Source organism: Halorhabdus sp. SVX81, from assembly GCF_029207715.1.
In the GTDB taxonomy this organism is placed as follows: Archaea; Halobacteriota; Halobacteria; order Halobacteriales; family Haloarculaceae; genus Halorhabdus.
Genome location: NZ_CP104322.1, coordinates 458,827 through 484,875, shown reverse-complemented (window position 1 = coordinate 484,875; position 26,049 = coordinate 458,827). Strand labels below are relative to the sequence as shown.

Below are 26,049 nucleotides of genomic sequence, written 5' to 3'. Positions count from 1 at the left end.
ATGAGCGACGGAAACGACTGGGATCCGGTGGCCTATGAGGGTCACGCGTTCGTCTACGAGTACGGTGAGTCGCTGCTGTCGCTGCTCGATCCAGAGCCGGGCGAGCGGATTCTCGACGTCGGTTGTGGGACGGGAGAACTGACAGCCGAGATCGCAGCGTCCGGAGCTGCGGTCGTCGGGATCGACAGTTCCGCCGAGATGATCGACGCGCCCGCGATCGACATTCCGAGCCGACGTTTCGGGTGGCCGACGCGACGGCGTTCGACCCCGACGAGTCGTTCGATGCCGTCTTCTCGAACGCGGCCTTCCACTGGATCGACGATCAGGATGCACTACTCTCGACCATTGCCGACGCACTCGTCCCGGATGGCCGGCTGGTGGTGGAGTTCGGTGGCCGCGGGAACGTGGCCGCGATCAACGGGGCACTCCAGTCGGCACTCCGGAAGCGGGGATACGACGCCGAACTGCCGTGGTACTTCGCGAGCATCGACGAATACGCGCCACGGCTTGCGGACCACGGGTTCGAGGTTCGCTTGGCGCGGCTGTTCGACCGGCCGACCGAGCTCGAGAGTGGCGAGAACGGTCTTCGACAGCTCTACGACATGTTCTGTGACGACCTGCTCGACCATCTCGACGACGAGACCCGGGCGGCCGTCATCAGCGACGCCGAAGACGCCCTGCGGGAGGAATACTTCGACGGCGAGACCTGGACGGCGGACTACCGCCGGCTGCGAATCGTTGCTGTCAAAGAGTGAGCGAAGTCGTCACTCCGCCAGCGAGGAGCGGTTCGTGAATCACTCCGCCAGCGAAGAGCGCTCTGTGAAGTCGATATCGAGGGACGTGGTCACGCCCTCGTAATCGATCCCGCTTTCGGCGACGATCCTGGCCGAGAGGGTGCCGGCCAGGGTGAAAGTCCGTCCGTCAGCGTTGTCCGTTGTCGTTTTGAATCACGGGCCCCTCTGGACGCACAATGACCGTCGACGCCGTGCTGTTCGACCTGGACGACACCCTCTGTGAGTATCACCGCCCCGCCGCGGACGTGCTGTCGGCGGCCTTCGACCGGGTCGGCGTCGAGCCCTGGTTCCCGATCGAGACGTTCTACGATCGCTTCGAGGAGTTCGCACGCCCGGGTGACGACATCCGGGACCTCCGCCGGCGGTGTTTCGCCGCGTTCGCCGGGGAGGCGGGACTCGACGAAGACGTGGGTCGGGCCGTCGCCGAGGCCTTCGAGGCCGAGCGCGACCAGTCGAACGTTCGGTTTCTGCCCGGCGCGCGGGAGGCCGTCCAAACGGCTGCCGAGCAGTATCGCGTCGGCCTCGTCACCAACGGTGACCCGTGGATGCAGTCCCAGAAACTCGCCGGCCTCGGGATCGGGGACCGCTTCGAGACGATCGTCCACGGTGGCCACGACGCACCGTACAAACCTGATCCCGAACCGTTCTACACGGCGCTCGACGAACTTGGAGTCGACGCCGGGCGTGCCGTCCACGTCGGCAACTCCCTCTCGGCCGATGTCGCCGGCGCACACAACGCCGGACTGCGGTCAGTCTGGCTCGACGGGGACGCCAGCATCGACCCGGACCCCGTCCCCGATCATCGGGTCGAGTCGATGCACGACGTGGTCGAGGAACCCTGGCACTAGCGGAAACCAAAGGAGGCCAATACCGGTTCAAAGCCCGAGACCGGCCAGGACGAACAGCAGGCCGAGAAAGACGATGAACGCACCGGAATATCGGTACATCGAGACTTTCCACGGCGCCGCCTCCGTCTCGGCGGCCGAATGCGTGCTCCCGATCGCGTCCAGTTGCTCGGAGAGGTCCGCGATCGAGCGAGCGCCGACGATCGACGCGACCCCGGCGAGTGTGAGTCCCAGACCCAGAGCGACCTCTGCGATGTCGACCATACGTGACACTACGACGATCAGTTCAAAAGTATTTTGTTGATATCGTCGACAGATTCGACCGATAGAACCCGGGTCGAGCAGTACCAAGAGATTTTACCCACCCAAGCGAACGGTCGGGTGAACATGGCACTCGAGAGTCTACGCGAGACGGTCTACGAGACGCTGATGGCACTGCCGGAGAACGACCTCGTCAGGGGCACCAGCGGCAACGTCAGCGGTCGCGAGGGCGATCGCGTCGTGATCAAGCCAAGCGGCGTCGACTACGACGAACTCTCGCCGGAGAACCTCGTCGTCGTGGACATGGACGGCGACGTTGTCGAAGGCGATCTCAAGCCCTCCGTGGACACAGGGGCCCACCTCCACATCTATCGGGCAAACGAGGAACTCGGCGGGATCATCCACACTCACTCGACGTACGCGACCGCCTTCGCCGCCGCCGGGCGGGAACTCCCCGTCTACGTCACCGAACTCGCCGACACCTTCGGCGAGTCGATCCCCGTCTCTTCGTACGTCCCGCCGGGGACCGAGGCCATCGGCGAGGAGTTCGCCAAGCACACGGGCGATGGCAAGTTCCAGGGCCTCCTGATGAAAAACCACGGCCTCTTCGCCGCCGGTGACACCCCCGGCGACGCGCTGAAGGCAGCGCTCCACATCGAACACAGCGCGAAGATTTCCTCGATCGCCGAGGACCTGGGCACGCCCGAAGAGATCCCCAACGAGGAGGCCGAACGCCTCAACCAGGAGTATCTCGAGGGCTACGGCCAGGAGTGATTCCGATGGACGGACAATACCTCGTGGGGACGGACATCGGGACGAACAGCACGAAGACGATCCTGGTCTCGCCGGAGGGCGAGGTGCTGGGCTCCGGGAATGCTGGCTACGAGGTCGAACAACCCGAACCGTCGTGGGCCCAGCAGTGGCCCGACGTCTGGGTCGAGGCCACCTACGACTCGATCCAGCAAGCCATCGACGAGGCCGAGGTCGATCCCAGCGAGATCCGCGGGATCAGCATCTCCAGCCTCTACGGCGGCGCGGGCGTCCCCCTCGATGGCGAGGGCGAACCGGTCTACCCCTGTCTCATCTGGATGGATCGCCGCGCGACCGACCAGGTCGAGTGGGTCAAAGAGCACGTCGACCTCGATCGGCTCTTCGAGATCACCGGCAACTACGTCGATTCGTATTACGGGTACACGAAGATCCGCTGGATCAAGGAACACGAGCCCGAGGTCTGGGACGACATCGAGAACTTCGTCCCGCCGAACAACTACGTCGAGTACGTCATGACCGACGAGCTGGCCGTCGATTACTCCTCGGCCGGCAACGTCGGCGGCGTCTTCGACATCCACGACCTGGCGTGGTCCGAGGAGGCTTGCGAGATGCTGGAGATCCCGATCGAGAAGTTCCCCGAACGGCTGGTTCCCACTGAGGAGATCGTCGGTGAGGTGACCGCCGATGCGGCCGAGCAGAGTGGCCTTCCGGAGGGGACGCCGGTGCTCGCTGGCGGCGTCGACGCGCCGATGGCGACGCTCGCCGCCGGTGCGTTCGAGGAGGGCGACAACGTCAGCATGATGGGCACCTCGACGTGCTGGGGAACGATCCACGAGGGTGCGGGCCTGGACCAGCAGCTCGTCTCGATGCCCCACGTCGCCGAGGGTGAGCAGAAGATATACACCTGGGGTGGCTCGGCAACCACGGGCGGGCTGATCGAGTGGTTCAAGGACGAGTTCGGCGGCCCCGAAGAGCAGGCCGGCGAACTCGTCGACGTCGATCCCTTCGAGTTGCTGAACATGAAAGCCGAAGAGATCCCGGCCGGCTCGGAGGGACTGGTCGCGCTGCCGTACTTCAAGGGTGAGCGCTCGCCGATCTGGGACCCGGACGCCAGGGGGATGTTCACCGGACTGTCGCTCTATCACGGCAAGTCCCACATGTACCGGGCACTGATGGAGGCCGGCGGGTACAGCCTCCGGCACAACGTCGAGGTCGCCGAGGAGATCGGGATTCCGCTGAAGCCCGAGACCAGCGTCGTCGGCGGCGTCTCGAACTCCGAGCTGTGGATGCAGATCCTCGCGGACGTCACGGGCCGGCGGATGGAGGTGCCGGCCGGCGGCGTCGGCGCGCCGCTTGGCGACGCGCTGGTCGTCGGCGTGGGGACGGGCCTCTTTGAGGACTACGACATCGCTACCGAATGGACCGAGACTGGTGAAGTGTACACGCCGGAGCCAGAGAACGTCGACACCTACGACGAGTACTACGACATCTACAAGCGACTCTATCAGAACACCAAAGACGAAATGCACGACCTCGCGCAGCTGTAAGGGTCGGGCCTACGGCGGTGTTCAGCTAAGTACCGAGCAACGAGAGCGTTTCTGTCGGCTATGTGTCCGAATCCTGGCGGCCTGCGAAAACCGAAGATTTTCGGGCGACCAGAAGACGCAGTCTTCTGGTAAAATGAAAGGGCGAGCCACGCGTGGCGGCGTAGTACTGCATACACGAGATGAGTATTGGAGAGTGGGAAGCCCACGCCCGCTCGGCTCGGGGAACTCGCTCACGGGTCACTCCGTTCCCCGTTCGCACTCGAGGCGCTCGCGCCTCGCTCTCCCCGTTCGCGTTTTCGTGGCCTCGCTCTGCTCGCGGTTTCACCGCTCGCAATTCTCGTGGTCTCGCTACGCTCGACCGCGCACTGCTCGGCCACGCACTCGTTGCGCTCCTCACTCACTTCGTTCGCTGCGGTGTCCGCTCACGGGCGCGAAGCGCCCGTTCGCGCGTGCCGAAGCGGCTCGCCGCCTCGCGCCTTACTTCGTCCGCCGTCCCCGAGCGGGCGTCCCCTTCCATTCCCGCCCGTTTCGGCTGGCCAACCGGTCTCGGGTGGGACTGAAAGGGGCGGCTGGCTCCGGGAAGACGGGCGACGCAAGGACCGCAGGCGGTAAGCCGAGGACCGCAGCGAGCCCCTCGACTGGAGCCAGCCGGGGCTTTCAATTTATTCTTTCAATCGTTCTCCATTTCACTATGAGTCCCACGCTCATCTCGGAAATCTTCGATTTCCGGTGACAGCGAGTCACGGGACCGAAACTGGCGAGGGCTTTCAGAGCAGTCTCACTCAGTTTGAGTCCTTCTCTTAGCTACCAGCCCTACGCTTCTCGCATCCAGACAGCCATCTCGCCGGGGTCGCGGTTGTCCCAGGCGTAGTAGGGGACGGCGGTGATCGACGCGTTCTCCGTCTCAGTTTCGACAGCGGGCCGGTAGAGTTCATCGTCCCAGCCGTCGAGTGACGGCACCGTGGCCTCGCCGTCGAGGACGGTAACTCCGTCAAGTACGTCTTCGCGATGAGTCGCCGCGAAATCGGTCGTGGGATCGATCGCGTACTGGTGGAGCGGGCGGTCGTGATCGACGCCCTCCAGACAGTACACCAGCGGGCCGCGCGTCAGTGCCACGCGGCCGGCGTCGGCCGCGACGGCGGGGTGGGCTTGCCGGATTTCGACGCCCATCTCGAACTCGACGCTGATCTCGGCGTCCGCCCATTCCCGGTCGAGGGTGGCGTACGTCGGCGCGTCCGCGGCGTCGACAGCCGTGTCGACCGCTTCGCCGTCGACAGTGATCGAGACGTCCTCGGCCCAGCCGGGCACCCGGAGCCGGAGGGCGAACGTGGCTGGTTCTGCGGCGTCGACGTCGAGTGTGACGCTGCCCTCCCATGGCAGGGCAGACTCCTGGCTGATCGAGACGGCCGTCCCAGCGACCGATAGTTCGGCCGTCCCGCCGACGTACTGGTTGACGTAGAGCGCCTCGTCGTCGGTCGCATAGAGATACCGTTCGAGTGAGGCGAGCAATCGCGCGACGTTCGGCGGACAGCACGCACAGTCGAACCACCCCTCACGGTGGCTGTCACCGTCGCTCGCAAGCGGGTTGTCGTAGAAGAACTCCCGCCCATCGAGCGAGACGCCCGGCAACACCGCGTTGTACAGCGTCCACTCGATCAGGTCCGAATATTTCGCGTCGCCCGTCGCTTCGAACATGCGCTGGTTCCAGAAGATGCTCCCGATCGCCGCGCACGTCTCGGCGTAGGCCGTCTCGTTCGGCAGGTAGTAATCGATCGTGAAGCGCTCGCCGGGGTGCTGGGAGCCGATCCCGCCGGTGACGTACATCCGCCGCCGGGTCATGTTCTCCCAGAGGTCATCGAGGTGGGCGAGCAGACCATCGTCGCCCGTCTCGGCGGCGACATCGGTCGCGCCGGCGAAGTAGTACATCGCCCGGACGGCGTGGCCCTCGACGGCGTCCTGCTCCCGCAATGGGGCGTGGGCCTGGTTGTAGCTCGCGTCGTACGGTTCGACCTCGGCGTCCTCCCACTCGTCGTCCTCGACGTCGTCGTTCTCCGCCTCGGCGTCGTCAGTACCCTCCTCGGCGTCGCCATCGCTATCGGCGTCTCCGTCGTCCGCCCCGATCTCACCGTCACCCTCCGCACCGCCCTCGTCGCCCTCCCACTCCTCGAGCGTCGCGATCTCCTCGCGGTGGTCGTTCTCCCACGCGAAGCGATCGGTATTCCCGCGCACGTCGACGAAGTACGCCGCGAGGTCGCGATACCGGTCCTCGTCGGTCACGGCAGCGAGTTTGATCAGCGCGAGTTCGATCTCCTGGTGGCCCGGCGCGCCGTCGATCTGCTGGGGAAACATCTCGTCGACGTGATCGGCGAAGCTCCGCGCCACGTCGATCAGGGTTTCCTTGCCGGTCGCGCGGTAGTGCGCGACCGCGGCCTCGATCAGGTGGCCCCCGCAGTAGAGTTCGTGCATCGTGTTGAGGTTGCTCCAGCGTTTCTCGGGTACCTCCAGGTCGAAGTAGGTGTTGAGGTAACCCTCGGCCCCCTGCGCGTCGGCGATGAGGGCGATCACCTCGTCGACGCGGGCTTCCAGATCGTCGTCGTCCCGCGAGGTGAGCACGTAACTCGCCGCCTCGATCCACTTGTAGGCGTCCGAATCCTGGAACCACATGCCGCTGTGTCCGCCGCGTTTGCCGTCGCGCACCCGCCGGAAATTGTCGAGCGTGCCCGCCTCTTCGAGTTGCTCGTACTGGTACTCGACCGTGACGTCGCGGTTGATCTCGCGTCGCGGCGTCCAGAACCCGTCGTCGATCGTCACGGTCTCGATCGGGGGGGACTGCCGGTTCACGTCCATGTCTCGATGGCTGGACAGTCTCCACGATAAGCGTTTGTATCCGACGCCGACTCGCCCGGAGACACGAAAATAGCTGCCCGATCAGTGATCCTACCGGTAGAGCTGTCGGAACAGCGCAAGCACGTCGCCGGCGTCGACGTCTCCGTCGCCGTCGAAGTCGTACGCCCCGGCGTTTTCCTGGACCATCCCGCTGTCGCGGTTGTTCAACAGCGACCGCAAGTCGGCGATATCGGCGTCGCCGTCGCCGTCGACATCCTCGTGACGACCGTCGCCGTCGAGGTCCTGGGGCGGTCCCTCGCCGCCGGGCAACGCGCCGGGCGGGGTCTCGGTTTCGTCGTCGCTATCGTCCTTTTGGCCCCCACCGGCGTCGCTCTCGCCGAGTGTGACCGTCACGGTGCCGGTGTCGTCGCCGATCTCGACCGCGCGTTCGGCAGTTTGGTCGCCGTCGGTCGCCGTGATCGTGTAGGTGCCCTTGAACCCGTCCGTGGCGTAGACACCGTCGCCGTCGGTCGTGCCGGATTCCTCGGTCCACCACTCCTCGAAGACCAGGCGCTGATACTCCTCACCATGTGGACGGAGCGTCCAGTCCTCGCTGTAGTAGCGCTTGGGTTCACCACTCTCGTCCCAGAAGCACCAGGACATCACCCCCTCGACGGCCTTGTGGCTGAACGCCGCCGTGAGCACGTCACGGACGTAGTCAGCCTGGGCCTCGACCTTGGCCTCGTCGTCCCGGCTGTCCATCTGCACGTCGAACTCCGTGATCTGCAGCGGGACGCCGTGTTCGCCGAAGCGGTCGAACACCGAGAGGAGTTCCGCGGGCGGCGTCAGGTTGGTGATGTCGAAGTGGCCCATGAACCCGATCCCCTCGACGCCGGCATCGTTGTCCATGAGCCAGGTGATGAACTCGTCGTAGGGGTCGCGATAGCTGCTCCCGGCGATGATGTTCATCTCGTTGACGTACATCTGGGCGTCCGGCGCGGCATCGTGGGCGGTCTGCCACCACTCGAGGGCGGCCTCCCGGCCGATCTGCTCGCGGATGTTGGGCTGCCAGATCGGGTGGTTGTGCATGTCCCACTCGACGAAGTCGCCCCGGAACTCGCTGGCGCGCGTGCGGATCCGCTCGGTGACGAGGTCGTTGATCGCCGCGTCGGACTGGTCGGCGTCGATGTTCATCCAGTCCCATTCCTCCCAGACTAACGCGTGGCCCCGTGTCGGGACGTCGTTGTCGAGCAACCACTGGATGGCGCGGCGCGCCGTGTCCGCATTGACGGCTTCGCCCCACTCGCCGCTCCAGGGTGAGACCTTCAGTGCGTTCGTGAGAACGCCCTTGTTGAAGTTCTCCAGCCACGTCCGGCGGTAGGTCTCGGCGACGTCAGAATCCCATCGGTCGCCGATCTGGGAGAGCGTGAACTCGCCGCCGAAGTCGAAAGCGTGTTCGGCCATCGCGACCTCGACGTCGGCGTCGGCGACGGCGTTCCCGTCGCCATCGAGCACTTCGACCTCGACGTCGGTCTTGCGGATCTTCTCGATCCGATCGTGGGCCGCCTGGCGCCACTGGGCGTCCGCCCCGCGGCCGTCGTAGTCATACGAGACGAGCAACTCGTTGAGTCGCCCGGCCGTGACGTCCGTGTCGCTGTAATCGATCAGCGCCATCCCGCCGAAGTCGATCGTCTGTGCGGTGAATCCGGTCCAGAACTCGAAGAACGGCTGGAACTCGGAGCCGTCGGGTTTCTCGCCGATCTCGACGACGAAGTAGTGACGCTCCCAACTCGACCCCGGCGAGATGTTCGCCGGGCTGACGACCATGTTGCTGGAGTAGCCCGTCGAGCCGTCGGGGTTGGTGTACTCCCACTTGAACCCGGCCTGGGTCTGGACCTCGGCGTCCGCGCTTGCCGTGTCCACACCCCTGAGGTACGCCACCCCGAGGAGGACGTCACCCTGGCTGAACGACCGGTCATCGATGGAGCCCTTGTACGTGTAGGCGTAGGCGTTCTCCGGCGTCTCGGTGACCTGGAGTCTGTCGGCGATCGTGATCGGCACGTCGTCGGCCGAGACGTCCATCTCGGTTTCGGTACCGCCCTCCCCGCCGTTGTGGCTGAACGCGTCCAATGGCGCCTTCTCGGTCCCGCCGTAGACGAACTCCCCTGCTGGAAGCCCCCGCTCGTCGGTGAGTTCCTCCCTGAGCGTCCGGTGATATTGGTCGAGGTGCTCGTCGGCCGTGACCGAACCGATCGCTCCGGTCCCCACTGCCGTACTCGCGCCGAGTGCCCCGATCGATTTGAGAAACGTGCGCCGGTCGCTGTGACTGTCGCCGTCATCGTTCATTGGTGCCATTTGTCAGGGTGTCGTAACAACATGGTTTATTGTTTTTGATCGAGCGCACAGGCACAGACACGGCGAGGCGACGACATGCCGCCGAACAACGAGGCCAGCAAAATCAGTAGACGGGACTGGAATCAGACGTCGACGGTCAGCGCCACGACCGAACTCGCCGGGACCGTGACCTCGAACGTCCCGTCGCCGGTCGCCTCGACGTCGATCTCCTCGGGCGCGAACGCCGCCGCGTTGTCCTTGCGCGAGTACGCCTCGACGTCGGTGTCGGCGAACAGCACCGCGCTGTCGCGGACAGTTGCGCCATCGTCGTCGAGCGAGACGGTGACGTCCTCGCTCTCCAGGGCCCGGTTCGACAGCGTCACGTACACCTCGTCGTCGTGCTCGGACGCCGAGGCACTCACCAGCGGCACGTCGTAGGGTTCGTCCTCGACCTCGCGCTCGTCGGTGTCGACGACCGTATCGAGGGCCGTCCCGCCGGCGTGGCCCTCGTAGAGGTCGAACACGTGATAGGTCGGGGTCGGCCAGGCGGCCTCCTCGTCGGTCTGGACCAGACACTGCAGGACGTTGACCGTCTGGGCGATGTTCGCCATCGCGACCACGTCGGCCCGTTCGTGGAGGTCGTCGAAGACGCCGGCCGCCGAAATCGCGTCACGGACCGTGTTCTCCTGTTCGAGGCCGTTGGTGTTAGTCGCCTCGGGGTGCCAGACGCCCCACTCGTCGACGACGATACTGATGTCGGATTCGGGGGCGTAGACCGACAGCGCGTCGACGGCGTTGTCGACGTCGCCACCGACTTTGCGAGAGCGCGCGAGCAGTCGGAAGTACTCCTCGTCGTCGAAGTCCGTGTCGCTGCCCGCCTCGTAGTAGCGATGGACGGACATGTGCTCCATCAGGTCGTAGGGTCCCTCGGTGAAACTCGCACACTCAGAGAGCGCGTCGAGGAACTTGCGGTTCCAGTCGTCGTGGATGTGCCCGACGGAGACGAGTTCGACGTCTTCCTCGCTCAGGAGGCCGTCGACGCTGCGGAGGTAGGTCGCGAAGCGCCGGAACTCCTCGGCGTATTGCTCCGGACTCATCCGGCCGCCACACCCCCAGTTCTCGTTGCCGACGCCCCAGAATTTCACGTCGTGCGGGTCATCGCTGCCGTTCTCGGCGCGGCGGTTCGCGAGTTCCGTGTCGCCGTCGTAGTTGCAGTACTCCAGCCAGTCGGCCGCCTCGCCGGGCGACCCGCTGCCGAGGTTGGCCGCGAGGTAGGGTTCGGCATCGAGCAGATCACAGACCCGCATGAACTCCTCCGTGCCGAACTCGTTGGGCTCTTCGGGGATGTCCGCGCGTCCCTGCGTCCAGAACGCGTTGCGTCGGGTCGGCCGCTCCTCGCGCGGGCCGATCCCGTCCTCCCAGTGGTAGTCGTCCGCGAAACACCCGCCCGGCCACCGCAGGACAGGCATATCCAAATCCGCGAGAAGGTCGATCGTGTCCATCCGAACCCCGTCCTCGGTCGGGACCCGGTCGTCCTCACCGACCCACAGTCCGCCGTAGATGCACCGCCCGAGGTGCTCGGCGAAGTGGCCATAGAGGTTCGGGTCGATCTCGGCGATCGGTTCGCGCTGCTGGACGTGAATTGCAGAGCCCATAGCCTAGTCGAGCGGCCAATTCGTATTTATAAATTGTGTTCGAAGGAACGCAGCCGTCCGGCGGATTCGACGGGCGATCCGTGGGAGTTTCGACGGCGCGACACGGCGCGCCTCAGAGCCTCGCGACGAACCCGCCGTGCTCGGCGACGGGGACCGACAGCGTCCCGCCCGGGGAGACCTCACGCTCGAACGCTTCGAGGCCCGCGCCGTCCCCGGCGTCGGTCGTGACGGTCGCGGTCGCCGAATCGTCGAGGAAATCGAGTTCGGGCAGGGACACCTCGACCGTCCGGGCAGGCCCGGCCGTGATCGACCCGACGAACCACTGCTCACCCCGCCGGCGGGCGAGCGTCGCCTCGCTCCCGGGGTGGCCACCCAGGAAGACTGTCTCGTCCCACGCTGCGGGGACGGCTTCGAGTACGTCCTCGGCGAGTGGATAGTCAGCGTAGCTCTCGATGCTGTCGGCGAAGTGCTGGAGTCCCGACTCGTAGACGACCGACAGCGCGAGTTCGTGGCCCGCCGAGGTGAGTCGCCGGTCGGCCGAGAACGTCACCGGTGTGTAGTCCATCGGCCCCACGACGTTGCGGGTGAAGGGCAGGATCGTGTTGTGCTCGGGCGTGTTCGTGTCCCACTTGTAGTACTCCGCGCCGCGGACGCCCTCGTAGGTCAGAATGTTAGGGTAGCGCCGACGAAGGCCAGTCGGGACGGCCGAGCCGTGGAAGTTGACCGTGAGTTCGTATTCGGCGGCGTCGGCGGCCAGATCAGTGTAGAACTGCATCCGCCCCTGGTCGTCGCTGTCCATGAAGTCGACCTTGATCCCGTCGACGCCCCACTCGCTCCACCGGGACAGTCGCTGCTCACGCTTGGACTCGGTGTTCAGGTCGATGAAATTGGCCCAGAGTTCGACGCCGATACCGCGCTCGTTGGCATACTCAACCAGGTCTGGGATCCACGCCTCATCCCACTCGAAGTCGACGAGGACGTACTCCCAGCCGCGCTCTTCGGCGTAGTCGACGTAGTCCGTCAGGGTCTCGAGATCCCGGACTTGCGAGCCGCTGGACCACCACGACCACCCGACGCGACCCGGTTCGACCCACTCGGGATCGAACGCCGGTCCCTCAAGAAGGTCGGTCGGCAGCGTCGACTCGACGACGGTCGCGAGGTCGCCGACGATGGCGACTCGCCACGGCGAAGTGACGGGGTCGTGGCCCCAGACGTGGGAGGTCGGACTCGCCTCGGGGAACGCGATGTCGACGCCGACCGGGTGGTCGTCGGCGTCGGCGAGTCGCCCGGCCATCCAGGTGCCGTCGACGCCGGCCTCAGCGATGAGTGCCCAGGACTCGCCGACGCGAAACAGGCCGGGAAGGTTGTACTCGCCCTCGAGGGCGGTCACGGGCGACTGGCAGCTGTGGCCCTCGTGGTTGGCCTGGTACTCCGAGACCCAGGCGACTGCCCCGTCGGGGAACCGGAAGCCGGACTCGTCGCCGGGCAGGAGATACTGGTCGTGGTCGCCCTCGATGTGATACCGGTAGGCGACGCCGTCGGTCGCGACCCGGACCTGGAGGTCGACGGTCCCGCCGTCGCCCGCGAAGGTCAGCGTCGTCTCGGTCGCCAGATGGTGCGGGCTTGATTCCTTTCCGTGGGATAGCTCGTAGGTCTCGTCGATCTCGGCTCGCGACTGCTCGCGCAGGTCGAAGTCGCCCGGGAACTGGCCGTAGGGCGTTCGAATGCCATAGGGCGATGGATCGAGTACGCGAGTGTCGTCGCGTTCGAGCCAGATCGTCCCGTCAGGATCGACCTCGGCGGTGAGTCCGCCGGTCGGATCGGTGATCGTGACCATGCCCACATGGTTCAATCGATGGGATAATGAATCAGGGGGAGACACGACCGGGCGAAAGAAGAGGGATTCGTCGCCGGTCGCTTTCGTCCGACTCTATCGATCGATTTTTACTCGGGGTCGCCCGATCTATGACCATCAATGTCACCCGTCCCGCACGGCACGGACTTCGACGACCTGGAAGTGTGGTTCCTCACCGGGAGCCAGCACCTCTACGGCGAGGAGACGCTCGACCTCGTCGAGGAACACGCCCGCGAGGTCGCCGCCGGACTCGACGATGACGACCGTATCCCGGTCAGCATCGAATTCAAGTCTGTCCTGACGACCGGCGACGCCATCGAGTCGGTCGTCAGGGAGGCCAACGCCAGCGAGGACTGCATCGGCCTCATCACCTGGATGCACACCTTCTCGCCGGCGAAGATGTGGATCCGTGGCCTGCAGGCGCTGGATGTCCCCTTCGTCCACCTCCACACCCAGTTCAACCGCGAGTTGCCCTGGGACGAGATCGACATGGACTTCATGAACGCGAATCAGTCCGCCCACGGCGGCCGCGAGTTCGGCCACATCGTCTCGCGACTCGACATCGACCGGAAGGTCGTGGTCGGCCACTGGGAGGACGACGACGTCCGCGAGCAACTCGGCACCTGGGCGCGCGCCGCGGCCGCCCGCCACGAACTCCAGGGCGCAAAGATCGCCCGCTTCGGCGACAACATGCGCGACGTCGCCGTCACCGAGGGCGACAAGGTATCCGCCCAGATGGCCTTCGGCGCGAGCGTCGACGGCTACGGCCTGGGCGACCTCGTCGCGTTCGTCGAGGACGTCACCGAGAGCGAGATCGACGACCTCCTTGAGGAGTACGACCGGCAATACGAACTCGCAGCCGAACTTCAGGCCGACGGCGACCGACGCGACTCACTCAGAGAGGCCGCACGGATCGAACTCGGCATTCGGGCGTTTCTCGAAGACGGTGAGTTCGTCGGCTTCACCACCACCTTCGAGAACCTGACCGGCCTGTCCCAGCTCCCCGGCCTCGCGGTCCAGCGGTTGATGGCCGACGGCTACGGGTTCGGCCCGGAGGGCGACTGGAAGTCGGCGCTGTTGACCCGGGCGATGAAAGTCATGGGCCAGGGGCTGAATGGTGGCACATCCCTGATGGAACACTACACCTACGATCTCACCGAGGGCGACGAGAAGGTCCTCGGGGCGCACATGCTGGAGATCTGTGAGTCGATCGCGGGCGAACAGCCCCGCCTCGAGATCCACCCGCTCGACATCGGCGGGAAGGCCGACCCCGTCCGGGCGGTCTTCGACGCCGACACCGGTCCGGCGATCAACGCCTCGCTCGTCGACATGGGCGATCGCTTCCGGCTCATCACCAACGACGTCGAGTCCGTCGGACCGGACGAACCGCTGCCCGAACTCCCCGTCGCGCGGGCGGTCTGGAAACCCGAACCGAACTTCGAGACCGCCATCGAGGCGTGGATCAAGGCCGGTGGCGCCCACCACACGGGCTACAGCCAGGCCGTGACGAGCGAGCACCTCGAAGACTTCGCGTCGATGACCGGGATCGAGCATCTTCACGTCGGCGCGGACACCGACATCGCGGACGTCGAGCGGAAACTCTCGTAGAACGACCGGAGTATAGCGACTGAAGCAATCTGTAATCGGAACTACTACAATAATCGGATATTTCTACCGGCGTATGGTCTTCGATGATCTCGACCGGGAAATTTCTGATGCGGTGCGACACTACTGGGCGACGCTGTCCGATCAGGAAGAGATACAGGAGGAGTCCGAAAATACCGCACGTGGCCGGCGAGCGCAGGTTGTAGGTGGGGCGCAAATGGATGGCTTTGCGGGCCTCATCGAAGACGCACTTGTGAGAGCCGGCGTCCCTCGCGATGCAGTACTGCACGACCACGATGCCGTGTTACCCGGATATTACCGGGCGACGAAGCGCTGGGACCTGGCTGTCGTGATCGACGACGAGCTCTTGGCCGTCATGGAGCTGAAATCGATCGCGAGTTCTTTCGGAAACAACCTGAACAACCGGATCGAAGAAGCCGTCGGGAACAATACTGATCTGTATCAGGCGTATGAGGAAGGACTGTTCGAGCCGTCGCCGACCCCTTGGGTGGGCTATTTCATCCTCATGGCAGATACAGAGAAGTCACGGAGTCCAGTGAGGGTCCGTGAACCCAATTTCGACGTGGATGACGAATTCACGGACGCTTCCTATGTCGATCGGACCGAACAACTCTGTCTGCGGATGGTCCGGCAGCGATTGGTCGATCAGGCTGCATTCATCACGTCCAAAAAGGAAGACGGATTGGACGGGGAATTCAGCCACGTCAACCGGGAACTCACTTTCCAGCGCTATCTGTCCTCGCTGGTCGCACATGTGAAAAGCCACCTCGAGTTCGAACAGCCCGATTTGGCGGAGTCTGATGAAAACCCAGACCCATAGGCCACTACCGCGAGATCCGCATCGACAAACTCTCGTAATTGGTCAGAGTCCCTTTCTCGTCTTCGAGTCGGTCCTTTGCGACATCGAAGTATTCCTCTTCGAGTTCGACGGAAATCGAGTCACGCCCACACCGGGACGCACCGACGGCGGTTGATCCGGAACCAGCGAAGGGATCGAGTACTGTGTCGCCCACGAACGAGAACATGCGAACGAGTCGCTCAGCCAGTTCGGCGGGGAAGGGGGCAGGGTGATCCGTCTGTCGTTCGCCTTTGATGTCGTCCCACAGCTGCCGAAACATGGTCTGATGGCGATCAGCTTCGATCAGGCTCAGAATCCGCTCAGCGGTCGAAGGTGATCGATACCCTCCCGGCTTGCGGAACAAAAGAATGTACTCAATGTCGTTTTTGATGACCGCACCAGGCTCATACGGTTTGCCCAAAAATCGAGCGTTCCCACCGGATTCGAGGCTTGCATTGCCGATCTTATACCAGATGATCGGCGCGAGATTGTCGAAGCCGATATCAGTACAGTGTTCCTGAATCGTGGCGTGCAGTGGGAGTACCCGATGGCGGCCATAGTCGCTCCGGGACCGAAGGACGTCACCGACGACGACACACATCCGCCCGCCAGGAACTAACTTGTCATAGGCCTGTTTCCAAACCTTGTCGATTTCCGCATTGAACTGCTCGTAACTTTCGAGATCGCCGAGTTGATCTTCGCCGCCGGTCCCGTTCTCGTAATCCTTGATGTCGAAGTATGGCGGGGACGTGACCACCAACTCGACGCTTTCGTCAGCAACCATCGAGAGATCACGGGCATCACCGAGATGCAACTCGTGATGCGTTGGGAGCGCCTCCACAGCCGCATCGATTTCAGCCATACGGGCTTGATCACGGGCGAGTTCGGGGAGAGCAGATTTGAGTTCCTGATCGGATTTGGAGAGGAGATCGTCACAGCTACCAGGAACATGCGCAGGATAGTCGACCTGATTTGCCATCTCGTAGAGATGGCCGACGGCTAGTTGTTAAACTTGTGTTTGTGGGAGTGAAATCCAGCAATTACTCCACGCCAGTCACGTCGGTCACTGTCCCGACGCCCTTCGAACGCCCCTCCCGGAAGACGAAGCGCTGGCCTTCCTCGACCAGATACGGGCGGAACTTGAATCGAACGCGCGCCCGCCCGCTGTCGCCCGGAAGTAGCTGGCCGCCCTCGGGATAGAACGCGGCGGCCTCGCTGATGGTCTCTAAGTGCACCACGGGTTCGTAGCCCTCGCCGATCCGCGTCGGGTGGTTGAGCACCATCACCTCGGCCTCGAACTCCCGGACCGGTTGGGGATCGGCCTCGCGGGGCAGGAGGACCATCCCGCGTTCGACGTCCTGTTCTTCGACGCCTTTCAGCGCGATACCGACGATCCGACCGGCACGGCCCTCGTCGACGCGGTGGTAGTGCATCTCGATGGATCGGGCCTCGACCTCGCGGAAGGTGCCGTCGGCCATCGGGCCCAGCAGGAGTTCGTCGCCGGCCTCGACGCGGCCGGCGTTGATCGTCCCCGAGGCGACCGCGCCGACGCCGGTGACGTTGTAGCTCCGGTCGACGTACATCCGGAACTCGGCCGTCTCGTCGCCACCGGTCTTGGGGAGTCGCTCGAAGAGTTCGTCTAAGGTGTCGAGTCCATCGCCCGTGACGGCGCTGGTCGTCACCACGGGGACGACGGTCTCTGAGATCTCCTCGATCGCGGCGTCGACGCCGTGGCGCTCGACCGGCAGCGGTGTCTTCTCGACGTCCCGCAGCAGGCGCTCGACCTCACGCTCGACTGTGGCGATCCGGTCGGCGTCGACGAGATCGGCCTTCGTGATGGCGACGATCGTCGGCAGTTCGGTCGCCAGCAGGATGCCCAGGTGTTCGCGGGTCGTCTTGGTGGGCCCATCGTCGGCAGCAACCGTCAACAGGCCGTAATCGAGCTTCTGGCCGACGAGCCCGCGGATCGTGGTCCGGAGCCAGGGCTCGTGGCCGACCGTATCGACGAAGCTCACGAGGCGGTCGGCCTCCTCGACGATCCGTGCGCGGTCGGTCTTCCGGTCGGGGTTGTCCATCCGGACGGGGCCGTCGTCGTCGAAGCCGTAGACGCCATACGAAAGATCGGCGGAGAGGCCGCGCTCGACCTCGTGGGGGCGAACATCCATGTACGAGCGCGTCCCGCCCTGGCCGTCGTCGGCCTGGCCCGTTACGAGCGAGCCGACGAGGGTGCTCTTGCCGTGGTCGACGTGGCCGGCGGTCCCGACAACGATGTGCTCGTCGTCGTCCATGACCGCGCCCTCCCGGATCGTCGCCACACCGGCGATCCCGCGCTCGCCGGACTGGCCACGGACGGCATTGCCCTCCCCGTCGACCCCCCAGGTCTCGACGTCCTCGATGTGCGCCCCGGCTTCGTCGGCGAGCAGCGAGAGGACGTCCATCGATTCGGAGAACGCCTCGGGGTCGATACCAGCCAGGTTCCCGTCGTCGGTGATCCCCACAACGTAGGTCGCTTCGCCATCGCCGCTGAGGACGCGGTGGCGAAGCTGGGCGGCCAGACTTTCGAGGCGACCGTCGACGAGGTGCGTATCGCGAGTCAGGCGTTCCTTGAACTCGACGCTGCCGCCCTCGTGCTCGCCGCGCTCGATCGCGCGTTCGAGGACGGCCCGGTCGGGAGTCATGCCAACAGGTAACGGTGGTGTCCCCAAAAACCTTCCCCGGAAATCACCGCGCAGCGTCCCCGATAGGAGCGTTTGTGAATATATGACAATGGAGCGTATAATCGCGCGGAGTCACCACTCGCCGGCGTCGACTCGATCCAGCGCCTCCAGAAAGCCATCGGCGAATTCCGCGTCCGTGACGTGGTCGGCCGCCGCGAGGGCCGCGTCGTCGGCGTTGGCGACCGCGATGGCCGTCCCGGCGGCCTCGAAGGTCGAGACGTCGTTGGTCGAGTCGCCCACGGCGACGAATTCCGTCGGCTCGTACCCAAGCGCGTCGGCGACCGTTTCCAGACCCTTTCCCTTGGTCATCGTCGGGGACTTGACGTGGTAGGCGTACTGGGTGTCGACGACCTCCAGACCGTGCTCGGCCGCAAGGTCCCGGAGTGGTTCGAGCGGCTGGTCACGGGCGGCGATCACTTCGGTCTCGCGCCACCGGTTGGGCAGGTCCGCCGGCCCCCATCCGAGGTCGTACCCCGCGTCGACGTAGGCGTCGGCGACAGCCTGGGCCGCCTCGCGGTCGCCGTGGACGCCGAGTTCGTCGGTCGCGTCGACGAACGTGACGCCGCCGTTCTCCGCGATGACGGTCCGTTCAAGCCCGAGGTAATTTGCGAGTGCGATCGGAAACGGGAGGACCTTGCCCGTCGCGAGTACGACCGGGCCGTCCCATTCCCGGAGGGCGGTCCCCATCCGGGGATCGAGACGTAATTCGTCGTCGGTCAGTGTCCCGTCGACGTCCGTCACGAGCGGCGGCGCGGTAGCTCCACTCATAGACGATCATCGCGGCCCGGGAGGCTTGCCGGTTGCGTTTCCGCCGAGACAGCGAGTCCGATCACGGCGCGACCCCACCATTCATTGCCTCCGACGACGATCCTACGGGCGTGCGACTCGTCCAGGTCACAGTTCCGGCTGGCAAGCTCGAGGCCATCGAGGCGGCGCTCGAAGATGTCGACGTCGAGTACATCCTCACCGACGAGACCAGCGGCCGGGAGTACACCGCCGTCGCGTACATCCCGTTGCCGACCAACGCCGTCGAACCGGTCCTGGAGAAACTCCGGGATGCGGGCATCGACGAACAGGCCTACACGGTCGTCGTCGAAGCCAACACCGTCATTTCACGGCGGTTCGAGGAACTCACGGATCGCTACGCCGAGGAGAAAAGCGAGGAGCGCATCGCCCGGGAGGAACTCACCTCCAAGGCCGCGGACCTCGCGCCGGCGACCTGGAGTTACGCCATCCTGACCGTCGTCTCCGCCGTGATTGCGACCGCCGGCCTCCTGCTGGACTCGCCGGCGGTCATCGTCGGCTCGATGGTGATCGCCCCGCTGATCGGCCCGGCGATGGCCGCAAGCGTCGGGACCGTCGTCGACGACCAGGGGCTGTTCCGGCGGGGCATCGGCCTGCAGATCGCGGGGCTGGGGCTGGCCGTGCTGAGCGCGGCCGCGTTCGCGTTCGTAGTCAAGAACCTGTTTCTCGTCCCGCCCGGACTCGACGTGACCGAGATTCCGGCCGTCCGCGAGCGACTGCTGCCGGATTTCCTCTCGCTGGTCGTCGCGCTGGGTGCCGGTGTGGCAGGCGTCGTCAGCCTTTCGACGGGCGTCTCGACGGCACTGGTCGGCGTCATGATCGCCGTCGCGTTGATCCCGCCCGCCGCGACGGTCGGCATCGGCATCGCGTGGGGGCTGCCCGCCGTCAGCCTCGGATCGGGCATTCTGACGCTGGTGAACGTCCTTTCGATCAACCTGGCCGCGCTGGCGGTGCTTTGGTACCTGGGCTACCGGCCGACCCACTGGTTTCGTGAGGACGACGCCCGGTCGAGCACGCTCAAGCGCGTCCTCGCACTCGTGGCTGCGATCGCTGTGCTGTCGGTCTTTCTGGGCGGGGTGACCTACGACACGTACACGCGAGCCACTGTCGACGGCCAGATCGACGAGGCAGTCCGGGAAGTGGTCGAAGAGACACCGATAGCGACGGTCCATTCGATCTCGACCGAACGGACCGGTGGGCTGTTCTTCCAGCAGCCCGAGCGGATCGTCGTCACGGTCGGCGTGCCGCCCGGCGAGTCACCGCCGACGCTCCAGGACAGCCTCGACGACCGCCTCGATACGCGTCTCGACCGGGACGTGACCACCGAATTACGATACGTGGCGACCGAAGTCGCCGCCGGCTGAGGCCGATCGGAGGGGGTCGGGCCGCTCAAACGAACGTTTGAACGTTCGATTGGACTATATGTTCTCCGGGTGTGGGAACACCTGTAATGGAACTCAACAGATCGACTCTCCTGGTGGCCGCCGTGGCAGTGTTGTTGCTCGCTGCGGTGGGCGCTGCAACGGCCGTCACGCCCGCAGCACAGACCGACCAGCCAACCAAACAGATCGACGTCGCCGGATCAGCGGAGGTTTCGGCCCAGCCCGATCAGGCCGTCCTCCGACTCGGAGTCGTGGCGACTGCCGAGGACGTCCAGACCGCCCGTGATCGGGTCGCCGAGAACCTCACCGCCGTCCGTACCGCACTGACTGAACTGAACGTCTCCGAGGATCAGATCGAGACGGGATACTACGACGTCGGCGAGGTTCACCAGCGCCCCGAAACCGAGAAGACAACCGAGTACCGCGCGATCCACACGCTCGAAGTCACGCTCGATGATACCGAGCGTGTCGGCGACGTGATCGACACAGCCATCGACAGCGGTGCCAACCGCGTCGACGGCGTCTCCTTTACGCTCTCAGAGGAGCGACGCCACGAGCTTCGCCAGGACGCCCTCGAAAAGGCGATGGATCGAGCGCGAACGGACGCGGACACGCTGGCGAACAGTTCCGGGCTGCACGTCATCGGTGCGTCCTCGATCAGCGCCAGTGACGTCAGCGTCAGTCCCTACCGCGTCGAGGAAACCATGATGGCCGCCGATGCCGCGGGCGGGTCAGCCTCGACCACGATCGAGAGCGGTCCCGTCGACGTGAGCGCGTCCGTCCAGGTCGTCTATAACGCGACCAGCGCCTGAGAACGCTGACGACCGGCCCGCCACAAACCGCTTATTCTTCGAAGGGAAGCTCGGGTTCGTACCCGACAGCGTCGATCACCGCGTCGAGAACCCCCTCGACGTTGTCGTCCTCGGTGACGCTCATGTAGTGGTCGGCCGCGACGTCCCGCGAGCGATCGGCCTTGTTGGCGACCGTCAACACGGGAGCCTCGCCGAACCGCGAAGCGATGTCGTCTCTGAGTTCGAGTTGGACGTCGATCGGGAAGCCACACTCGCCGCTGGCGTCGACCATCACGATGACGGCATCCGCGAGGTGTTCGAGCGCGCTCACGGCCTGGGCTTCGATCGCGTTGCGCTCCGCCGGCGGGCGATCGAGCAGGCCCGGCGTGTCCACCAGTTGATAGCGGATATGATCGCGCTCGATATGGCCGACGTGAATCTGGGTCGTCGTGAACGGATAGGCGGCAATCTCGTTGTCGGCCCGCGTCACGCTGTTGACGAACGAGGACTTCCCGACGTTGGGGTAGCCCGCGATGACGATGACGGGTTCGTCGGGTTTGATGTCCGGTAGTTTTCGGAGGGCCTGCCTGGCGTCGGCCAGCGCCGCAAGGTTCTCGTCCACCTGACGGGTGATGTCGGCCAGGCGGGCGAACGCTTGCTTGCGGAGTTTGCGCGCGCCGTCGACGTCGACGCCCCGAAGCCGGGACTGATACTCGTCGCGGATGTCGCCCGTCTTGCGACTCGCCCACGTCACTTCCGAGAGATGCTGGCGCAACTCGTCGACCCCGTGTTCGGCGTCGGCAAGCCCACGATAGAACGGGTCGAGGGTGTCGAAGTCGGGCCATTGGGTGACGACGTTCTCTAGATTGTCCGAGAGGACGTTCGCCGCGGTCTGGAGCATCGACTGCTGGGCGTCGTGGCCGGACTTGGCCCGGCCGGCCCGGGCGGCCCGCGAGAACGCCTGGTCGATGAGTTCCTCCGACGTGGGAGTCGTCGGGAGGGTCTCGAAGGGATGGCTCATTAGCCCAGGATAGATGGTCGGCGGGTAAAAGGGCGTTCTTCCCGTCGGACAGCCACTCGCCAGGACCCAGCGAGCCCGTGAGCCCACGCCGGCCGTCGTCACGGCACATTGCCACCGCCCGAACACCGTCTATTTCTCACGATCGATATTTGGGTGGCCGAATTCATAAGGGATAGAACGTAACCGGTTCATATGTCAGAGCGCGATCGCAGAGAGACGGACCTGTACACGGTAGTCTACGACGACGATATCGACGCAGTCGTGTTCTACTGGGACGAGTATTCGACAGGAGAGCGGTTCAAGAGCGGTGCCATGGATCTACTCGAATACATCAAAGAGCACGACGCCCGGAAACTGATCGTGAACACGCGCGGAATCAAAGCCCACAACGAGGAGGAAACGAAGTGGCTCCAGGAGGAATGGATGCCGAAGATCTTCGAGGCAGGTATCGAGCACTCCGTGACGGTCCACCGGGATAGCGTCATCTCCGAGATGGACATGGAAGAGTTCTACGAGGGGATGGAGGACGTGGACGACGAGAGTGCGATGACCGACGACATGGACGAAGCTCGCGAGTGGATCGCCGAAAAATAACGTCGGGACTCATCGACGACAACGACACGTGCGTTCGGTCGGACCGATCCGCTTGTACCGACGAGCAAGACAGTACCAGCCCTCTGCTCAGTAGAACATCACAGGCGTCCCGACGCTGTCCTCCTCGGCTTCCTCGATCTTCTCGATGGCGTCGGTGAAGTCAGCTTCAGTAACTTCGGTCCGGCTGTCCCGGATCGCGAACATCCCGGCCTCGGTGGTGAGACTTTCGAGTTCCGCGCCGGTCATGCCTTCGGTCTCGCCGGCGATGTCGCCGAGATCGACCGAATCGGCGAGGTTCATGTCGCGAGTGTGGATCTCCAGAATGCGTTCACGGCCCTCGATGTCGGGTTCGGGCACTTCGATGAGGCGGTCGAAGCGACCAGGTCGAAGGATAGCCCGATCGAGCATGTCGAAGCGGTTGGTCGCGGCGATGATCCGGATCTCGCCGCGATCGTCGAAGCCATCCATCTCGCTCAAGAGTTGCATCATCGTCCGCTGGACCTCGGCGTCACCGGAGGTCTTGCTGTCGGTCCGTTTGGCCGCGAGTGCGTCGATCTCGTCGATGAAGATGATCGCCGGTTCGCGTTCCTCGGCGAGTTCGAACAGGTCACGCACGAGTTTCGCGCCCTCGCCGATGAACTTCCGGACGAGTTCGGAGCCGGCCATCTTGATGAAGGTGGCGTCGGTCTGGTTGGCGACGGCTTTGGCGAGCATCGTCTTGCCCGTCCCCGGCGGACCGTGCAGCAGGACGCCGCTCGGCGGGTCGATCCCGACCTCGCGGAACTGTTCGGCGTTGAGGAGCGGTTCTTCGACGGCTTCCCGGACTTCCCGTAGCTGTTCGTCGAGCCCGCCGATGTCGTCGTAGGAGACGTCCGGACTCCCATCGATCTGCATCGCCTGCGCTCGGGCGTCGGTCTCGGCCTCCAGGGTCGCTTTGACGTTGAACGAGTCGTTGATCGCGACGCGGTCGCCGGGTTCGACGTCCCCGGCGAGTCCCGACGGTAGCTCCGTCAGGACTTCCTGATTGTTGCCGTGCTGTCTGACGATCACGCCGTCGTCGGTGATCTCTTCGGCCGTCGCGATGTAGAGCGAGGCAGTCTTCAACGCCTGGTTCTCTCGTTCGAGAGAGTCTACGTCGTCGGCGAGCGAGCGTTGTTTCTCGTAGGCCCTCTCAAGCTTTGCCTGGAGCTGGTCGTTGACGGCAACGACCTTCGCGTAGTGTTCCTCGAGCGCTGCGAGTCGTTCGGACGGCGACATCTCGGGATCGAGATCGAGCGTCGGGCGATCCGGCAGCGAGGGACTGCGGGACATCTGACACCCATACCTACTCCGTCCGAGAAAAAGTGCCTTTGGGTCGCGGGGTTTGCGTGCCGGATGCTATCACGTCCCGCTTACAGCAGGTCGGCCATCCGATCGAGCGCGTCGTCGTACTCGGCGATGGCATCCTCGATCGGGTCGGCCGTCGTCATGTCGACGCCGGCCGTCTGGAGGAGTTCGAGTGGGTATTCGCTCGATCCGCTTTCGAGGAACGTCCGATAGCGCTCGGCGGCCGGTTGTCCCTCCTCGGCGATGGACTGGGCGATCGCGACAGCCGCGGAAATCCCCGTCGCATACTGATAGACGTAAAAGGCACGATAGAAATGGGGGATGCGCATCCACTCGCGGACGATCCGGTCGTCGATCTCGCCCGGCGCGTAGTAGTCACCCTTGAGTTCGCCATAGAGGTCATCGAGGCGATCGGGCGTTAGTGGCTCGCCGGCCTCACTCATCTCGTGGGCGCGGTGTTCGAACTCCGCGAACATGGTCTGGCGATACAGCGTCGACCGGAAGCGTTCGAGATACGTATCCAGGACGTGACGACGCAGCCGGTCATCCTCGACAGTGTCAAGCAGGTGCCGGGTCAGCAAAGCCTCGTTGACGGTGGAGGCGACCTCGGCGACGAAGATCTCGTAGCCCGAATAGACGTAGGGCTGTGCCTCGCTGGTGTACTCCGAATGCAACGAGTGGCCGAGTTCGTGGGCCAGGGTGTACATCGACTCGACGTCGTCCTGGTAGTTCATGAGAATGAACGGCTGTGAGTCGTAGGTTCCCCCGGAGTAGGCTCCCGATTGCTTGCCGCGGGTCTCATAGACGTCGACCCACCGGGAGTCGAGCCCGTCGGCGACCCGGTTCTGGTAGTCCTCCCCCAGGGGCGCGACCGCGTCGACGACGTACTCGCTGGCCTGTTCGTACTCGATCTCGGGACTCTCGGTCTCGGTCAGCGTGACGTACAGATCCCACATCGCCAGCTCGTCGCCGTCGGTGTGCTCGCGCTTGAACTCGGCGTGACGGTGGAGCGGATCGAGGTTCTCACGGACTGTCTCCACGAGCGTGTCGTAGACGTCGGTCGGGACGTTCGGCCCGTCGAGGGCGGCCTCGCGTGCCGTCTCGTAATTTCGTGCGCTGGCGAGCTTGGAGTCGGTCTTGACAGCGTTCTTGTAGGCCGACCCGACGGCGTTTCGTACCTCCTCCCACTCGTCGTAGAACGCCTCGTAGACGTCCTGACGGAACGCCCGATCCTGGCGCTTCTGGAGCGTGGTGAAGTTGTTGAGCGTGATCTCGACAGCTTCTCCCTGGGAATCCTCCACCGTCGGGAACGACATATCAGCGTTCGTCAACATGTCGTAAACGTCCCCGGCCGCGCCGGTGACCTCGCTCAGATCCGCCAGAAGAGACTCGACCTCCGTCGAGCGGGTGTGCGGTTTCATCCGCAGCACGTCGTCGAAGTAGTGGTCGTATTCCTCGAGTGCAGGCTCGGCCTCGATCATCGCCTCGACATCCGCGCGGTCGAGATCCTGGATCTCGGGGTCGAGAAAGCTCGCGGCACTCGACGCGTCGGCCGACAGCGATCGCGCGCGGGCAAAGAGAGCCTTCGCGTCGTCGTCGCGGGTATCCTCGTCCTGTCGCATCCGGGCGTAAGAGACAACGTTCGAGACGGTGCGCATCAGCGCTTCGTAGTCGGAAAGCACCGACAGTAGCGTCTGGGCGTCCTCGGTCGCGCCCCCCTCGTAACTCGCGACGGTCTCGGTCAGTTCTTCGGCCTCCTTGAAAGCAGTCTCCCACGCGTCGGTATCGGCATACAGCGACGCCAGATCCCACTTGTACTCCTCGTCGATCTCGCTTCGCTCGGGTACAGTACTCACGACCGCCGCATAAGACGGGCGGGCGCTAAAACGTTCGGGGCCGCTACGGCGTGGGATCGACTGTCAGATCGGTCGCGATCCAGCCGTCGGGATTGCCCTCTTCGGTGAAGACTGTCCGGTCGGGCGACGATTGGAAGGACTGAACCGCCGTCGACGCCTCGCGATCGGCGTCAGCGTCTGATCGTGGCATTGTCTCCCCGTAGGAG

Annotated in this window: 20 protein-coding genes and 1 pseudogene; 9 read left to right on the top strand and 12 right to left on the bottom strand. The window is 64.6% G+C overall.

The window, feature by feature from the left end; genetic code table 11:
• Both SVXhr_RS02355 and SVXhr_RS02350 read left to right on the top strand, forming a co-directional pair.
• A pseudogene (locus SVXhr_RS02355) lies at positions 1-755 on the top strand (methyltransferase domain-containing protein).
• A 215-nt stretch (positions 756-970) separates the two neighbouring features.
• The gene (locus SVXhr_RS02350; RefSeq protein WP_275739075.1) at positions 971-1,642 is read left to right on the top strand and encodes an HAD family hydrolase; all 672 of its coding nucleotides are present in this window, start codon (positions 971-973) and stop codon (positions 1,640-1,642) included.
• A gap of 27 nt (positions 1,643-1,669) precedes the next feature.
• Here the strand turns inward: SVXhr_RS02350 and SVXhr_RS02345 are convergent, their stop codons facing one another.
• The gene (locus tag SVXhr_RS02345) at positions 1,670-1,903 is read right to left on the bottom strand and encodes a hypothetical protein (RefSeq protein ID WP_015788899.1); all 234 of its coding nucleotides are present in this window, start codon (positions 1,901-1,903) and stop codon (positions 1,670-1,672) included.
• 123 nt (positions 1,904-2,026) lie between these two features.
• Between SVXhr_RS02345 and SVXhr_RS02340 the strand changes: the two genes are divergently transcribed.
• A complete protein-coding gene (locus tag SVXhr_RS02340; protein WP_275739074.1) occupies positions 2,027-2,674 on the top strand; it encodes a class II aldolase/adducin family protein in 648 nt (215 codons plus the stop codon).
• 5 nt (positions 2,675-2,679) lie between these two features.
• Positions 2,680-4,218, top strand: a complete 1,539-nt coding sequence (locus SVXhr_RS02335) for an FGGY-family carbohydrate kinase (RefSeq protein WP_275739073.1) — start codon at positions 2,680-2,682, stop codon at positions 4,216-4,218.
• Between the two features lie 813 nt (positions 4,219-5,031).
• Here SVXhr_RS02335 and SVXhr_RS02330 read toward each other — a convergent pair.
• The 4 genes from SVXhr_RS02330 to SVXhr_RS02315 form a co-directional block, all read right to left on the bottom strand.
• The gene (locus SVXhr_RS02330) at positions 5,032-7,065 is read right to left on the bottom strand and encodes a beta-L-arabinofuranosidase domain-containing protein (protein ID WP_275739072.1); all 2,034 of its coding nucleotides are present in this window, start codon (positions 7,063-7,065) and stop codon (positions 5,032-5,034) included.
• A 90-nt stretch (positions 7,066-7,155) separates the two neighbouring features.
• Entirely contained in the window at positions 7,156-9,390 is a 2,235-nt protein-coding gene (locus tag SVXhr_RS02325; RefSeq protein WP_275739071.1) for an endo-1,4-beta-xylanase, read from the bottom strand.
• A gap of 131 nt (positions 9,391-9,521) precedes the next feature.
• Positions 9,522-11,033 (bottom strand): alpha-L-arabinofuranosidase C-terminal domain-containing protein, encoded by a 1,512-nt coding sequence (locus SVXhr_RS02320; RefSeq protein WP_275739069.1) that lies wholly within the window; start codon positions 11,031-11,033, stop codon positions 9,522-9,524.
• A gap of 112 nt (positions 11,034-11,145) precedes the next feature.
• Positions 11,146-12,870: a glycoside hydrolase family 97 protein gene (locus SVXhr_RS02315; RefSeq protein ID WP_275739067.1), complete on the bottom strand. Its 1,725-nt coding sequence runs from the start codon at positions 12,868-12,870 to the stop codon at positions 11,146-11,148.
• 138 nt (positions 12,871-13,008) lie between these two features.
• Between SVXhr_RS02315 and araA the strand changes: the two genes are divergently transcribed.
• Positions 13,009-14,496 carry an L-arabinose isomerase gene (gene araA / locus SVXhr_RS02310; protein ID WP_275739064.1) on the top strand — a complete coding sequence of 496 codons (1,488 nt, stop codon included), beginning with the start codon at positions 13,009-13,011 and terminating at the stop codon, positions 14,494-14,496.
• A gap of 73 nt (positions 14,497-14,569) precedes the next feature.
• On the top strand, positions 14,570-15,334 hold the full coding sequence (locus SVXhr_RS02305) for a PaeR7I family type II restriction endonuclease (RefSeq protein ID WP_275739061.1): 765 nt from the start codon (positions 14,570-14,572) through the stop codon (positions 15,332-15,334).
• A 4-nt stretch (positions 15,335-15,338) separates the two neighbouring features.
• Here SVXhr_RS02305 and SVXhr_RS02300 read toward each other — a convergent pair whose 3' ends face one another.
• From SVXhr_RS02300 to SVXhr_RS02290, 3 genes are all read right to left on the bottom strand, one after another.
• Positions 15,339-16,214, bottom strand: a complete 876-nt coding sequence (locus tag SVXhr_RS02300; protein WP_275739059.1) for a site-specific DNA-methyltransferase — start codon at positions 16,212-16,214, stop codon at positions 15,339-15,341.
• A 178-nt stretch (positions 16,215-16,392) separates the two neighbouring features.
• Entirely contained in the window at positions 16,393-18,030 is a 1,638-nt protein-coding gene (locus SVXhr_RS02295; protein ID WP_275739057.1) for a GTP-binding protein, read from the bottom strand.
• A gap of 111 nt (positions 18,031-18,141) precedes the next feature.
• Positions 18,142-18,837: a phosphoglycolate phosphatase gene (locus SVXhr_RS02290; RefSeq protein WP_275739055.1), complete on the bottom strand. Its 696-nt coding sequence runs from the start codon at positions 18,835-18,837 to the stop codon at positions 18,142-18,144.
• Between the two features lie 110 nt (positions 18,838-18,947).
• Between SVXhr_RS02290 and SVXhr_RS02285 the strand changes: the two genes are divergently transcribed.
• Positions 18,948-20,237, top strand: coding sequence for a TIGR00341 family protein (locus tag SVXhr_RS02285; RefSeq protein ID WP_275739053.1), 1,290 nt, complete (start codon positions 18,948-18,950; stop codon positions 20,235-20,237).
• Positions 20,238-20,323: 86 nt separating this feature from the next.
• Positions 20,324-21,067, top strand: coding sequence for an SIMPL domain-containing protein (locus tag SVXhr_RS02280; protein ID WP_275739051.1), 744 nt, complete (start codon positions 20,324-20,326; stop codon positions 21,065-21,067).
• A 31-nt stretch (positions 21,068-21,098) separates the two neighbouring features.
• Here the strand turns inward: SVXhr_RS02280 and SVXhr_RS02275 are convergent, their stop codons facing one another.
• Positions 21,099-22,067, bottom strand: coding sequence for a GTPase (locus SVXhr_RS02275; RefSeq protein WP_275739049.1), 969 nt, complete (start codon positions 22,065-22,067; stop codon positions 21,099-21,101).
• Positions 22,068-22,259: 192 nt separating this feature from the next.
• Between SVXhr_RS02275 and SVXhr_RS02270 the strand changes: the two genes are divergently transcribed.
• The gene (locus tag SVXhr_RS02270) at positions 22,260-22,661 is read left to right on the top strand and encodes a hypothetical protein (RefSeq protein WP_275739047.1); all 402 of its coding nucleotides are present in this window, start codon (positions 22,260-22,262) and stop codon (positions 22,659-22,661) included.
• Positions 22,662-22,748: 87 nt separating this feature from the next.
• Here SVXhr_RS02270 and SVXhr_RS02265 read toward each other — a convergent pair whose 3' ends face one another.
• The 3 genes from SVXhr_RS02265 to SVXhr_RS02255 form a co-directional block, all read right to left on the bottom strand.
• Positions 22,749-23,972, bottom strand: a complete 1,224-nt coding sequence (locus tag SVXhr_RS02265; RefSeq protein WP_275739045.1) for a proteasome-activating nucleotidase — start codon at positions 23,970-23,972, stop codon at positions 22,749-22,751.
• 80 nt (positions 23,973-24,052) lie between these two features.
• Positions 24,053-25,843, bottom strand: coding sequence for an oligoendopeptidase F (gene pepF, locus SVXhr_RS02260; RefSeq protein WP_275739043.1), 1,791 nt, complete (start codon positions 25,841-25,843; stop codon positions 24,053-24,055).
• A 43-nt stretch (positions 25,844-25,886) separates the two neighbouring features.
• Complete coding sequence (locus SVXhr_RS02255; protein ID WP_275739041.1) at positions 25,887-26,033, bottom strand: hypothetical protein; 147 nt, start codon at positions 26,031-26,033, stop codon at positions 25,887-25,889.
• Positions 26,034-26,049: the final 16 nt, after the last annotated feature.